The sequence below is a fragment of the Rubellimicrobium aerolatum genome (genome assembly GCF_017872975.1).
Lineage (GTDB): Bacteria > Pseudomonadota > Alphaproteobacteria > Rhodobacterales > Rhodobacteraceae > Rubellimicrobium > Rubellimicrobium aerolatum.
In genome coordinates, this window is the sequence record NZ_JAGGJP010000008.1 from 161499 (window position 1) to 174112 (window position 12614).

At 67.4% G+C, this 12614-nt stretch carries 10 protein-coding genes, 1 tRNA gene and 1 pseudogene; 2 read left to right on the top strand and 10 right to left on the bottom strand.

The window, feature by feature from the left end; all coding sequences use genetic code 11:
- Positions 1-10: 10 nt before the first annotated feature.
- The 8 genes and pseudogenes from J2Z33_RS10950 to J2Z33_RS18370 form a co-directional block, all read right to left on the bottom strand.
- Positions 11-1468, bottom strand: a complete 1458-nt coding sequence (locus J2Z33_RS10950; RefSeq protein WP_209840738.1) for an MORN repeat-containing protein — start codon at positions 1466-1468, stop codon at positions 11-13.
- A gap of 437 nt (positions 1469-1905) precedes the next feature.
- Positions 1906-2832, bottom strand: coding sequence for an AEC family transporter (locus J2Z33_RS10955; RefSeq protein WP_209840740.1), 927 nt, complete (start codon positions 2830-2832; stop codon positions 1906-1908).
- Complete coding sequence (locus J2Z33_RS10960; RefSeq protein ID WP_209840743.1) at positions 2829-3623, bottom strand: MBL fold metallo-hydrolase; 795 nt, start codon at positions 3621-3623, stop codon at positions 2829-2831. Before J2Z33_RS10960 ends, J2Z33_RS10955 begins: the two co-directional genes overlap by 4 nt.
- Positions 3620-4426 carry a TatD family hydrolase gene (locus J2Z33_RS10965; protein WP_209840745.1) on the bottom strand — a complete coding sequence of 269 codons (807 nt, stop codon included), beginning with the start codon at positions 4424-4426 and terminating at the stop codon, positions 3620-3622. The genes J2Z33_RS10960 and J2Z33_RS10965 overlap by 4 nt, the downstream gene beginning before the upstream one ends.
- 9 nt (positions 4427-4435) lie before the next feature.
- Positions 4436-5536: a DNA polymerase III subunit delta' gene (locus J2Z33_RS10970; RefSeq protein ID WP_209840746.1), complete on the bottom strand. Its 1101-nt coding sequence runs from the start codon at positions 5534-5536 to the stop codon at positions 4436-4438.
- Positions 5537-5877: 341 nt separating this feature from the next.
- A pseudogene (gene tmk / locus J2Z33_RS10980) lies at positions 5878-6333 on the bottom strand (dTMP kinase); the annotation flags it as partial.
- The gene (locus J2Z33_RS10985; protein ID WP_209840748.1) at positions 6323-7636 is read right to left on the bottom strand and encodes a D-alanyl-D-alanine carboxypeptidase family protein; all 1314 of its coding nucleotides are present in this window, start codon (positions 7634-7636) and stop codon (positions 6323-6325) included. The pseudogene tmk and the gene J2Z33_RS10985, both read right to left, overlap by 11 nt.
- 31 nt (positions 7637-7667) lie before the next feature.
- Positions 7668-8192, bottom strand: coding sequence for a hypothetical protein (locus J2Z33_RS18370; protein ID WP_342454170.1), 525 nt, complete (start codon positions 8190-8192; stop codon positions 7668-7670).
- Between the two features lie 251 nt (positions 8193-8443).
- Between J2Z33_RS18370 and J2Z33_RS10995 the strand changes: the two genes are divergently transcribed.
- A tRNA-Ser gene (locus tag J2Z33_RS10995) sits at positions 8444-8533 on the top strand.
- Between the two features lie 283 nt (positions 8534-8816).
- On the opposite strand, the gene J2Z33_RS11000 is transcribed toward J2Z33_RS10995, so the two are convergent.
- Together J2Z33_RS11000 and J2Z33_RS11005 are read right to left on the bottom strand one after the other, a co-directional pair.
- The gene (locus J2Z33_RS11000) at positions 8817-9623 is read right to left on the bottom strand and encodes a hypothetical protein (RefSeq protein ID WP_209840750.1); all 807 of its coding nucleotides are present in this window, start codon (positions 9621-9623) and stop codon (positions 8817-8819) included.
- A 364-nt stretch (positions 9624-9987) separates the two neighbouring features.
- The gene (locus J2Z33_RS11005) at positions 9988-10530 is read right to left on the bottom strand and encodes a recombinase family protein (protein ID WP_209840752.1); all 543 of its coding nucleotides are present in this window, start codon (positions 10528-10530) and stop codon (positions 9988-9990) included.
- A gap of 487 nt (positions 10531-11017) precedes the next feature.
- On the opposite strand from J2Z33_RS11005, the gene J2Z33_RS11010 reads away from it, so the two are divergent.
- Positions 11018-12451, top strand: a complete 1434-nt coding sequence (locus J2Z33_RS11010) for a hypothetical protein (protein WP_209840754.1) — start codon at positions 11018-11020, stop codon at positions 12449-12451.
- The last annotated feature ends 163 nt before the right edge of the window (positions 12452-12614 follow it).

Consider the following 12614-nt stretch of genomic DNA (forward strand, 5'->3'; position numbering starts at 1 on the left):
GCGCGGCGGCCTAGTTCGCCGCGTCGGTGGCCGGAGCCTGGGGCGGCGGGTCGGCGGGCTCCCCTGCGGGCAGGGCGGGCGCGGCCTGGGGCGCGACCTGGGGGGCGGGCGCGGCATCGCCGGGGACGAGCGCGCCGTCGCGCCAGAGCCCTCTCTCGATCCCGCCCGAGGCGCGGCGGAGCGTGCCCTGGCCCTCGCGGCGGCCGTTGGCGAAGCCGCCTTCGTACAGGTCGCCGTTGGCGTAGCGGGCGGTGCCCTGGCCGCTGATCTCGCCGGCCCGCCAGCCGCCCTCGTAGGTGGAGCCGTCGGGCCGGGCGAGGCGGCCTTGGCCGTCGCGCAGGCCGTCGCGGAAGCCGCCCACGTAGACGGTGCCGTCGGGGTAGGTGGCCTGGCCCTGGCCGTGGCGCTGGCCGTTCGCCCAGTCGCCGTCGTAGGCGCTGCCGTCGGGATGGGTGGCGCGGCCCCGGCCCTCGATCCGGCCCTCGGTCCATCCGCCCTCGTAGGTGGAGCCGTCGGCGTAGGCGATGCGGCCCGACAGGGGCGCGCAGGGCGGCGCGGCGGGGTCGCAGCCGGGCCGGGTGTCGGCGAGGCCGTCGCGGAACGGCCCCTCGTAGACCGAGCCGTCGGGGTAAGTGGCGCGGCCCGGGCCCTGGAGCCGGCCCGCGACCCACTGGCCCTCGACGACGTAGCCGTCGGCGCCGGTGAAGGTGCCCTGGCCGTGGCGGCGGCCCTCGTGGAAGCCGCCGACGTAGCGATCGCCGTTGGCGTAGGTCGCGGCGCCCCGGCCCTCGCGCTGGCCGGCGACGAAGCCGCCCTCGTAGAGGTCGCCGTTGGGCTGGACGAGCCGGCCCTCGCCCTCGATCCGGCCGTCCACCCAGCTTCCCGCGTAGGTCAGGCCGTCGGGGCGGGTGAGCGTGCCGGTGCCTTCGCGGGCGTCGGCGGCGAAGTCGCCCTCGTAGGTGGAGCCGTCGGGGTAGGCGACGCGGCCGGGGCCCTGGCGGACGCCGTTGACCCACTGGCCGTCGTGGATCGTGCCGTCGGGGGAGGTCAGGACTCCCCGGCCGTGATGCATGGCGTTCTGGAACCCGCCCTCGTAGCGGGCGCCGTCGGCGTAGGTGGCGACGCCCTGGCCGGTGATCCGGCCGTCGCGCCAGTCCCCTTCGTAGGTGCCGCCGTCGGCGAAGGCGATGCGGCCCCGGCCCTCGGGCTTTCCTTTCGCGAACCGGCCCTCGTAGACCGAGCCGTTGGGATAGATGGCGCGGCCCTGGCCCCGGATCTCGCCCTCGAACCATTCGCCCACGTAGTCGTAGCCGTTGGGGAGGCGGTAGCTGCCCTGGCCGTGCTGGCGGCCGCCGACGAACTGGCCCTCGTAGATGCCGCCGTCCTCGTATTGCTTGGTCTCGACCGGCTGGGCGGGCGAGGGCGTGGCGAGGAGCGCCAGCGCGAAGGTGATGCCGATGGCGCGCATGGTCGCTTGTCCCGTCCGTCCTGCCCCAGGGCGGCAGACTAGCCGCCGGAGCCGGGGGAGACAACGCCGGGCCGGACGCGAGCGCGCGAGGCGCCGCAGGCAGGCGCGTGCACGACGCGCGGCGGCTGGGTCTTTGCGGCCCCGGCCCGGCGCATCGCTGCGCGGGGGCGGGTCCTCCCAGGGGGGCGCGGCGGAGATCGCCCCTTCAAACAGCGTCGCCCGGAGCTTGCGCCCCCGGGCGGGGATGGAGCCGTGCGCGACAGACCTCTTGGGCCCCAGCCCCCATCCCAGGGGGCCGCCCGTTCCTTCTCGCGTGGGGGGGAGGATCGCACCGATCCGTTAACGACGCCTGACAGCAACGGGCGTTGCGCGTTGCGTGGGATTTTAGGGATCGAGGGCGGGCCGGGACTCCTCGGCGGGAGCTCCTGGCCGGGGCGTCAGGACAGCAGGGCGAGCCAGGCGGCGGCGGTGAGGATCGACAGCGCGGTGCCGAGGAGGACGCAGGAGGCGGCCACCCGCGTCGCGCGGCCATACATCGCCGCGAACAGGTAGGCGTTGGCGCCCGGCGCCATGGCGGCGGTGACGACCACCGAGCGGAAGGCCTCGTCGGGGAGGCGCATCGCCGTGCCGAGGCCCCAGGCGAGCGTCGGGTGCAGGAGCAGCGACAGCGACAGCGTGAAGAGGATGGTGGGGAGGTCGCCCTCGATCCGGTAGCGGGCGATGACGCCGCCCAGGCCGAAGAGCGCCGAGGGGAGGGCGGCGCGGACCAGCATGGACAGCCCCTCGTCCACCACGGTCGGGATCGGGAGGCCGGTGAGGTTGACGATCAGGCCCGCGGTGATGCCGAGGATCAAGGAGTTGGAGAAGATCGCGCGGAGCACCTTGGCCGGGATCGTGTGGGGCGGGTGGCCGTGGGCCTTGGCGATCTCCATGGCCGTGATGCCGACCGCGTAGCAGAAGGGCGAATGGACGGCGATGATGGCAAAGTTCGCCTGGGTCGCGTCCGCGCCGAAGGCCCGTTCGGTGATCGGCAGGCCGAGGAGGAGGGAGTTCGAGAAGAGGGCGATGAAGCCGATGGCCACCGCATCCTCCCACTCGCGTTTGAACAGGTAGACCGCCGCCAGCATCCCGATCAGGAAGCAGGTGAAGGAGCCGGTGTAGAAGGTGCCGACGAGGCGGAGGTCGAACTCGCGCAGGTCGAGGTTCGCGATGGCCTGGAACAGCAGGACCGGGATCGCGAAGCCCTGGGAGAAGCGCATGATGCCGTCGATGCCGGCGGGGGAGATGGCGTTGCGCTTGGCGGCGAGGAAGCCGATGCCGATGACGAGGAACACCGGCAGGATGACCGAGAGGAGGATGCTCACGGATCGAAGGCCAGTTCCAGGCCGTCATGGGCGGGGGTGACGCCGGGGGGGAGGTCGCGGAGCAGCGTCGCGTGGTCGAGGTCCACGTGCATGTTGGTGATGACCGCGCGGGCGGGTCTCGCGCGGGCGATCCAGTCGAGCGCCTGGTCGAGATGGGCGTGGGTCGGGTGCGGCTTGTAGCGCAGGGCGTCCACGATCCAGCAGTCGAGGTCCGCGAGCGACGGCCAGGCGTCGTCGGGGATGGCGGACACGTCGGGGAGGTAGGCGAGGCCGCCGGTGCGGAAGCCGAGGGCGGGGATCGAGCCGTGTTCGACTGTGAAGGGGGCGAAGGCGAGGGGGCCGCCCGCGCCGTCGATCGTGACGGGGCCGGTGATGCGGTGGAGGGTGCAGATCGGCGGGTAGCCGGAGCCCTCGGGCGTCTCGAACACGTAGTCGAAGCGGGCCATGAGCTCGCGCGAGGTGGGCCCGTCGGCCCAGACGGGGAGGCGGGTCCGGCGGTTGAAGACGATCATGCGGAGGTCGTCGATGCCGTGGACGTGGTCGGCGTGAGGATGCGTGTAGAGCACCGCGTCGAGGTGGCCCACGTTCGCCGCGAGGAGCTGGGCGCGCAGGTCGGGCGAGGTGTCGATGAGGACGCAGGTCGTGCCGTGAGGCCCGGTGCGGGTGACGAGGGCCGAGCAGCGGGTGCGGGCGTTGAGGGGGTTCGCGGGGTCGCAGTCGCCCCAGTCGTTGCCGAGGCGGGGGACGCCGCCGGAGGAGCCGCAGCCGAGGATGCGGAATGTGCCCGTCACCCCCGCGCGGCCTTCGTGAACAGGCGGTCGAAGTTGGCGGCGGTCGCCTTGGCAAAGTCCTCGGGCGTCTGGTCCCAGAGATGGGCCACCGCGCGGGCGGTGTGGGCGACGTAGGCGGGCTCGTTGCGCTTGCCCCGGTGGGGCGGGGGGGCGAGGTAGGGGGAGTCGGTCTCGATCAGGATGCGGTCGAGGGGGGCGTGGCGGAGGATGTCGCGCAGCTCGCCGGATTTCGGGAAGGCGGCGATGCCGGAGACGGACAGGTAGAAGCCGAGGTCGAGCGCGGCCTGGGCCAGCGCCTCGCCGGACGAGAAGCAGTGCATGACGCAGGCGTAGGGCTTGACGAGGTAGCCCTCGGAGAGGAGGCGGGCCATGTCCTCGTCGGCGTCGCGGGCGTGGATGATGAGGGGCAGGCCGGTCTCCTGCGCGGCCTCGATGTGGACGCGGAGCGAGGTCTGCTGGATGGCGGCGCTGTCGGCGGAGTAGTGGTAGTCGAGGCCGGTCTCGCCGATGCCGACCATCCTGGGGTGGCGGGCGAGGTTCACCAACTCCTCGACGGTGGCGAGGGGCTCCTCGTGCACGCTCATCGGGTGGGTGCCGGCGGCGTAGAACAGTCCGTCGTGGGATTCGGCGAGGGCGCGGACCTGGGGTTCCGTGCGGAGGCGGGTGCAGATCGTCACCATGCGCCCCACCCCGGCGGCTTTCGCGCGGGCCAGGACCTCGGGCAGGTCGGCGGCCAGTTGCGGGAAGTCGAGGTGGCAGTGGCTGTCCACGAGGCCGGGGAGGGGAGTGGGGTCGGGCTTCAAGGCCGCCTCTCAGGCTGCGGCGGCCGTGCGCGCCGTCTGTTCGATCTGGAGGAGCATATCGAGCAGGAGCGCGGCGGGGTCAAGGTTGACGGCCTGCCCCCGGCGGGCGCGGGCGGAGGCGGTCGCCTGCCGGTCGGCCCAGGCGCGGGCCGCGAGGTCGTGGGGGGCGAGGCGGGCCAGGAGGGCGGATTCGCCGGGGGCGGCCTCGGGCGGGGGGCCCTGGAGGCCGGCGCGGGCGAGGCGGGTCAGGAGGAGGTCGAGGAGGTCGAGGAGGAGGTCGAGGCGGCCCTCGCTGCGCGCGCTTGCGGATTCGGCGAGGCGGATGGCGCGGGGGCGGTCGAGGCGGGGGAGGGTGGCGAGGAGGGCCACGAGGTCCGCGTAGAGGTCGAGGCCGCCGCCGGCCTCCAGCGTCACGGCGCGGCCGACGGAGCCCGAGGCGAGTTCGGCGAGGCGGTCGGGGGATGCGGTCGCGAGGCCGATGGCGTCGAGGGCGCGGGCGAGGTCGGACGGTTTCAGCGGCGACAGGCGCAGGGTGCGGCAGCGGGAGCGGATCGTGGGGAGGAGGCGCGCGGGCTGGTGCGCGACGAGGAGGAGCGTGGCGCGGGGCGGCGGCTCCTCCAGCAGCTTGAGGATGGCGTTGGCGGCGTTGGGGTTCAGCTCGTCGGCGGCGTCCACGATCACCACGCGGCGGCCGCCGTCGGCGGCGGACAGGCCGAAGAAGTCGCGCAGGCGGCGGGCCTCGTCCACGGAGATGACGGAGCGGAGGTTGCCCCGGTCGTCGAGGCCCCGGCGCAGGACGAAGAGGCGGGGGTGGGCGCCCGAGCGGAGGAGGCGGGCGTCGGGGTGGTCGGGTGGGAGGCCGAGGGTCGCGGGGCTGGGGTCGCCGGCGAGAAGGGTCGCGGCCATGCGGTAGGCGAGGGTGGCCTTGCCGATGCCCTCGGGGCCGGAGAGGAGCCAGCCGGAGTGGAGTTTTCCGCTCGCGATGGCGGCGAGGATGTCCTGCTCGGCGGCGGCGTGGCCGAAGAGGGCGGTGGATTCGCGCGGGTGGGGGGCGCCGTCGCGGCGGTCGGGCTCGGGCGCGGGGGCGTCGGAGGCGGGGGCGCGGGCCATCAGAGACGGGCCATGACGGCGCGGGTCACGTCGGCGGCGACCTGCGCTTCCGGGCGGTCGCCGTGGATGATGACGATGCGGGCGGGGTGGGTGCGGGCGAGGTCGAGGAAGCCCGCGCGAATGCGCTCCTGGAAGGGGAGGCCGAAGGTCTCGAACCGGTCCTCGGGGAGGGCGTCGGCGATGGGCGCGGCCTCGACCGGCGCGGCGTCGGAGCGCGCGGCGAGGAGGGCGACGGTCGCGGCGATGGTGGGGCCGGAGCTCTCCTTGGTGGGGGCGTGCTGGGCACCCGGCCCCTCCGGCAGGGCCATGGCGCCTGCGGCGGGCTCGGGCGGCGAGCCCAGCCGCGCGAGGCTGCGGGCGAGGGCGCGGGCGGGGTCCATGTCGATGAGAAGGGTGAGGTCGGGCTCCGTCCCGATCATCAGGTCGTGGAGGTGGTCCACCACGGCGCGCAGGTCGCCGCGCGTCGCGCCCTGGTAGAGGCGGGTCGAATCGGCGAAGCGATCGGTGACGACGATGGCCCCGCGTTCGAGGGCGGGGCGGATCGTGCGCTCCAGATGGTCGCGGCGGGCGGCGGTGAACAGGAGGATCTCGGTCTCGGGCGACCAGCGGGCGCGGTCGCCGGTGAGGACGAGGCGGCGGATCTCCTCGGCGCCGGGGGAGCCGCCGGGCTCGCGCGTGAGCACCACCTCGCGGCCGGTGGCGCGCAGGGTCTCGGCCAGGAGCCTCGCCTGGGTGGACTTGCCGCTGCCGTCGATGCCCTCGAAGCTGACGAAGAGGCCGGGGCCGTCAGTCGCCATCTTGCAAGGTCTCGCCGCCGGGGGAGGCCGGAGCGGGTTCGGAGGCGGGCGCGGCGGGTTCGTCCGATGCGGGCTCGGCCGGGGCCGGTTCGGACGGGGCGGGCCCAGTGGAGGCGGGCTCGGTGGCGGGCTCCTCGGTGGCGGGCGCGAGGACGGGGATCGCGGTCAGGCCGGCCTTGCCCATCAGCACGCGCAGGGCGGTGCCCACGCGGGGGACGAAGCCGCCCTTGGGCACCTCGGCCTCGGCCACCAGCGGCAGGCGCATCTCGGGCAGGCCCTCGCGGGTCAGCACCAGCTCGGCCACCTCCTGCCCCTGGGCGATGGGCGCGGCGAGCGGCCCCTCGTAGGAGATCGAGGCGTGCACGGCGTCATCGCCCAAGGCGGGCACCAGCACCGACAGGTCGGCGGGCAGCACGAGGCCCACGCGGGGGGCGGCGCCCATCCAGACCTCGGCCTCGGCGAGGCGGGTGCCGGCGGTCCCGACCTCGCGCACGGCGAACTGGCGGAAGGCCCAGTTGATGATCCGTTCGGATTCGGTGCGCCGCGCCTCGGTCGAGGGGAGGCCGGTGACGACGAAGATCACCCGGCGGTCGCCCTGCTTGGCCGAGCCCACGAGGCCGTAGCCCGCCTCCTCGGTGTGGCCGGTCTTGAGGCCGTCCGCACCGATGCCCAGGCCCAGGATCGGGTTGCGGTTCTGCGAGTTGGAGGGCACGCGGCCATCGAACTCGAACTCCTGCTCGGAGAAGATCGGGTAGAACTCGGGGAAGTCCTCGATCAGGTGCTCGGCCAGCACGCCGAGGTCGTGGGCGGACATGACCTGCCCGGCGGCGGGCCAGCCGTTGGAGTTGACGAAATGGGAGTCGGTCATGCCGAGCTCCCGCGCCTTCTCGGTCATCAGGGCGGCGAAGCCGGTCTCGGTGCCGTCGGGGGACAGCGCCTCGGCCAGGACCACGGTCGCGTCGTTGCCCGACAGCACGATGACGCCGCGCAGCAGGTCGTGGACGGTGGGGCGGTCCAGCGTGTTGAGGAACATCGAGGAGCCGCCGTAGCTCATGGCGTGCTCGGAGACGGGAAGGGTCTGGTCGAGCGCGAGCTGGCCGCGCTCGATGGCGTCGAAGGCCATGTAGAGCGTCATCAGCTTGGACATCGACGCGGGCGGCAGCGGCTGGTCGGCGTTCTTCTCCAGCAGCACGGTGCCGGTGGTGTCGTCGTAGACCCAGGCGGCGCGGGCGGCGGTCTCGAACTCCTGAGCGGAGAGCGGCAGGGCGGCGAGGGCGAGGAGGGCGGCGAGCAGGCGGGTCATCGGGGTCCTCCCGGGGGCGGGGGTGGAAGGGTCAGCCATCGGCGGCGTTGTCGGAGGCGGCGACGATGTCGCCCCCGGCGATGGGGGTGTCGGAGGAGGCGGTGGTCGCACGGCGGAGCGCCAGCACGTCGAGGGTGGCGGGCGCGCCGGCCAGCATCCCCAGCGCGGCGGCGGCGCCGGAGGAGACCTGGAGCGCCGGGCCGGGGAGATCGCGCTCGCGCCGGAAGAGGGCTCCGGTGACGGATTGGCCGGTGTCGAGGTTGAGGATGCGGACCCGCTCGGGCTGGGCCGCGTCGGGATGGGCAACCCAGAGGCCGCCGAGCGAGGGGCGGCCGTCCCAGAGCCCGGGCTCGGTCGCATGGAAGGCCTCGGGCGCGGGGATGTCGCCGGGGGCGAGGGTGGGATCGGGGGCGGGGGCCTCCTGCGCGGCGGCGACGGCCTGGGGGGCCTCGGGGCGGGCGCAGCCGGCGAGCGCGACGGCCAGAAGGGCGCTGGCCGCGACCGCCCCGCCGCGTCGCCGTCCCGCCTTGCCCTGTCCTTCCGGTCCGCCCGTCATCGTCCGTCCCTCGTGCCTCGCCGGCGGGTGCCGGCCCCGGGCCGTTGGCCGGCCCGTTCCTTCGCGTGCGGTTCCGTCCGCGCGCGGCGGAGCGCGGAGCCTAGCGCCGCCGCGCGGCAGGATAGCGATCCCCGGCGGGGTTGGAAAGGCGGCGGCGGGGTTGGAAAGGCGGCCGCGCGTCCGGGCGGGTGCCGCACGCCGACGTGAAGCGCCTTTTCAAGGCCGGCGCAGCCCCCTATCAGGACGGGACCGGAGGAGTGGCAGAGCGGTCGATTGCTGCGGTCTTGAAAACCGCCGTGGGGGCGACCCCACCGTGGGTTCGAATCCCACCTCCTCCGCCACTTCGGCATGATCTGAGAAAGTTGTTTATTTATATATACTTGCAAGAGGGTGCTTCAAAGAAACCACCCACGCCTCCCACCCACGCTGACCACCCTACATACTCTGAAGAGCGGACCACCCTCGGACAGTGTAGCGTTTAGTTTTTCAATTTTTTGTGTAGCCGCTCAAAGGGGTAGCCGTCCCTCTCGTGATTCCTTGGCCAGTTTTCGGGGGGACCCTAAGGTTCTCTCCCCCTGTGGAACTACAAGCAGGACAGGTCAGACGTTCAGGGTGCGTTGAGCCTTATATTGGCAGATGTGGCATAAACTTCTCAATTTCGTCTTTAATAAAGTCAGGACTGAGGGTCAACCAAATGGAATTCGGAGCGTTAGACAGGCCTGCTCCTAGAGCCCGGCCCTCGTAGGTGTAATGACCTGACTTTGACATTCTTCCTTTTCGGAAGTTATAGCAAACAGTTACAAAATCTGGAGTAAAGGAATTCCAATGTGCAGGCCCGGCTACATTGTCGTTGGGCGAGAGTAAAGATTTTATTCTCCATTCGCTTGCCACGACACCTTCGCCGTTATCGGATCGAAAGGTCGTCAGCAGGCGCTTTGATCCCGGCCAGTAATGGTACTGCTTTACGTGCTCGGACATTCGCGGGGAATTGCCAGACAAGTCTATGCCAACGGCTACGTGAGACCAGTTCTGCGTTTGACCAATTATACTGTGTCCATATGCTGCTCTATACTCGATGTAGCCACCCCAAGTGTCTTTATGCCTATCGGAAGTGTCATTGAAAAGCTTCACGGAGTTGAGCGCGCCTGCTAAGTTGATGATATTGGCGAGGCCGCTGAGAAAAACATCAGAGTTGCTGGGCACTATTTCGGAGTACTTCTTAATGAATTTGAGTAGTACCTCACGACCAGAGCCGATTGCGAAGCATTCATCAAATCGCTCGGTCTGAACAGAGTATCTTTCAAGTCCACCAAGAATATTGTATGCTGGCTGTCCGTTCAGCGAGGCCGATTGAAAGCCGATAACACTAATGGCCTCTGACTGATCAAGCCCTTCGTTGAAGTTATTGACTAAATCTCCTGCTGTTCTCATGGGCCTGTCAGTGTCAGCAAGCGAACGATAGTAGTCTGGGAAAGACTCCGTGAAGTCGCGAATTCTGCTTTCTGCTCCAGAAAATGCGAAGACGGCAGCGTTTTCGGGTATAACTAGTGCTTTCGAAGTCAGGCCCGCGAGGTATCTGCCTTCCAAGCTCACCGACCCATAGGTTGTTGGGGTTATGACATTCGGCCCTGAGGTCACAAGTAGATCGCTCAAGATAGCTGCGACCCCGTCCGAGTGGACATATGCACACACAGTCAATTCGAGTCTCCGCTTCTTTCTTCAGGTCAGGTCGTTCTATAGCACTTGTTTGTAGTCAGCCTTTCGCCATGATGATGCATCTACTTGGAACCTCACGTCAGCCGTTCAAAATGCGATGCACACTCATGCGGCTGATCTTCAGTTGGTCAGCGATCTGGTATGTTGAGAGGCCCTGTTCCCTGAGGCTACGCACCTTGTCGCGGTCGATGGTGGGCTTCCGTCCCTTGTAGACGCCCCTCGCCTTGGCTTGGGCGATGCCCTCCGCTTGGCGCTTACGGATGATGTTCCGTTCGAACTCGGAGAAGGCCCCCATCATCTGTAGCTGTAGATTGGCTAGAGGATCGTCGCTGTCAGCGGAGAAGGTCAGTCGCTCGGACAGGAAGGTGATGGCTACACCCTTGTCGTTGAGCCGCTGGACGATGGCTTGGAGGTCACGCAGGTCCCGCGCCAGTCGGTCGATGGAGTGGACCACCACAACGTCATCCTCTCGCACATAGTCGAGCATGGCCTGTAGCGCGGGGCGGTCTGCGGCTGACTTGCCGGACAGCTTCTCCTCAAAGAGCTTGTCGGTTGGGCCTAGGTCCTGACGGTCTAGGTTCTGATCCTCTGTGCTGACCCGGCGATAGCCTACCCGCGCCATGTGATGCTCCGCTAGTAACATATGATTCTAGACTACACCCACAGCAGTCACATAGGCAACCTGAATCAGTCTAATGTTACCGTTTGAGTGGTCACAGCGGGCCAGCAACTTATTCCTCTACTCATGTGTGATGCCGGGGCGGGAAAGCCCTTAGGGAGTGGCGGGATTTTACGGTCAAGGAAGCCCCTTTCGTGTCGTCGGGTAGGTGGACCCGTCCGAGGGTCGTTCCGTCGATCCTGACAGACAGAATAGGCGTTTTAGAGCCTTCCAATCTTCGGGGTGCGCTCGGCGGGCGTGGGGCTAACGAAAGAAGCGTCCGCAGATAAGCTGCCGGGACAATCACAATGAAGTCTCAGTCTCGTCAAATGCGGGGCTACATCATTGTTTATAGTGCGGAAATACTCACGCCGCGACCTTGCCTGTTCAGAGATTGTCTGGACCTATAAGGCATTGATAATTAAGAGCTAAGTTGAAGGGGAGCAAGTACTTGCACTACAAGCATGAAGATTTTGGGATAACAAACACCCCCGTTCGAGAGGTAGAGAAATCTCCCAAGATCACAGGGGATAGTTGGGTTCAGCAAGATTGGGAGCCTCAGGATGAAGCTACAAAAGCCTATGTTTCATCCTTGGCTGACGGGCTTGGTCTCTTGGAGGGCAGCCGTCCTACCACCCAACGGAAGGTTCTTCGCTGTCTGTCTGACTTCCTCATAGCAGTGAAAACCGCGCCGTCAGGGTTGGTCTGCTGGCCCATGGGGGAGGCAACCTATCGAGAAGCAGCCTACGGGTATGATGTTGCCCAACGGGTCATGAGGGCTTTGCTGGCCTCAGGGAAGCTGTCTCTTGCTCAGGAGGCCGAGCGGCCAAAGAAGGGCAAGGGGCTGAGTGCCGTCTACCAAGCCCGCAAGGAGGTTGCGCCGGATGCTCTTCGGTTCAAGCCACATGGGACAGGGCCAGCGATCCAGGTCAGGGACAGCAAGCCCGAGGGGTATGCCTTCGCCGGAGGAGAGAAGCCGAAGGGGGCGATCCTCGGACTAAGCCAGTTCAAGGGGCAGTATGAGGCCTTACAGGCGGACATGAGGGCGATCAACAAGGTCATGGTCATTCATCCCCTGAGGAGCCCTGAGGACGAGGAGTGGGCGGGGGGCAAGCGAATCTTCAATGATGGACGGCTAGACAAAGGAGGGCGCATCTATGGTGGCTGGCAGAACAAGAAGGCGGCGGATCGACTGCACTTCACCATTGATGGAGAGGCAGTTTGTGAAATCGACGTTAAAGGAAGCTTTGTATCCTTAGCCAACGTTCTCTTCGGTGAGTCAGAAATCGACTTAGGATCGGACCCCTATCAGCGTATCGAGTTTGTGCGTTCAGGCCCCCCGCATATGAGGAGTTTCGCAAAGGAGTTGGTCTCGGCTCTGCTGTCCAGTTCACCCAAGAAGAACAGACTTCCCAAGGGCAAGAAGAAAGACGGCAACGGCAAACCCATTCCACTACAGAAGGAATACAATCTTCCCAAGAAAGTGCCTGCTAAGTTCTACTACAATCAGATTATTGAGGCGTTCCCGTTTATTAAGAATATGGACAGAGAGGCCGGAACTCTAATGTTCGTAGAAAGTAGCATCATAGTCAAAGCCCTACTAAGTCTAGCACAGCGTAAGACACCTATAGTCGCATACCCGGTCCATGATTGTTTGATCTGCAAGCGGAGCGATGAAGCCGAAGTCATCAAGGCGCTACAAGAAGCCTTCATAGAAGAAATCGGTCAGTGTCCCTACCTTGATGTAGAATATAGCAACCAAGGACCCAAGATCATTGAGCCTATCCGTATTGAGTCACCTAAGCCTAAGGAAAGCAAGTCTCGGAGTAGATATGCCTACTTGGATTGGAACATTCAGGACGACATATCCCTTATCGAAGATTGATTAATCCTTCGGTGTTTAGATTATAGTAGAAGGAAGAGAACGGAAGAGTAATAGAGTGGGAAAAGTCCTGAAGCTGCCCCCGAACTGACCGGACAGGGTCTCCCACTTCCCTAAGGGGTAGGAGTACTGTTCACATCATGACTGGTCACATCCCACGGCCCGA

Excerpts from the sequence above, each read along its gene's own strand:
- J2Z33_RS10950 (WP_209840738.1), bottom strand. The coding sequence starts at position 1,468 with ATGCGCGCCATCGGCATCACCTTCGCGCTGGCGCTCCTCGCCACGCCC.
- J2Z33_RS10970 (WP_209840746.1), bottom strand. The coding sequence starts at position 5,536 with ATGGCCCGCGCCCCCGCCTCCGACGCCCCCGCGCCCGAGCCCGACCGC.
- J2Z33_RS10985 (WP_209840748.1), bottom strand. The coding sequence starts at position 7,636 with ATGACCCGCCTGCTCGCCGCCCTCCTCGCCCTCGCCGCCCTGCCGCTC.
- J2Z33_RS18370 (WP_342454170.1), bottom strand. The coding sequence starts at position 8,192 with ATGACGGGCGGACCGGAAGGACAGGGCAAGGCGGGACGGCGACGCGGC.
- J2Z33_RS11000 (WP_209840750.1), bottom strand. The coding sequence starts at position 9,623 with ATGAGAACAGCAGGAGATTTAGTCAATAACTTCAACGAAGGGCTTGAT.
- J2Z33_RS11005 (WP_209840752.1), bottom strand. The coding sequence starts at position 10,530 with ATGGCGCGGGTAGGCTATCGCCGGGTCAGCACAGAGGATCAGAACCTA.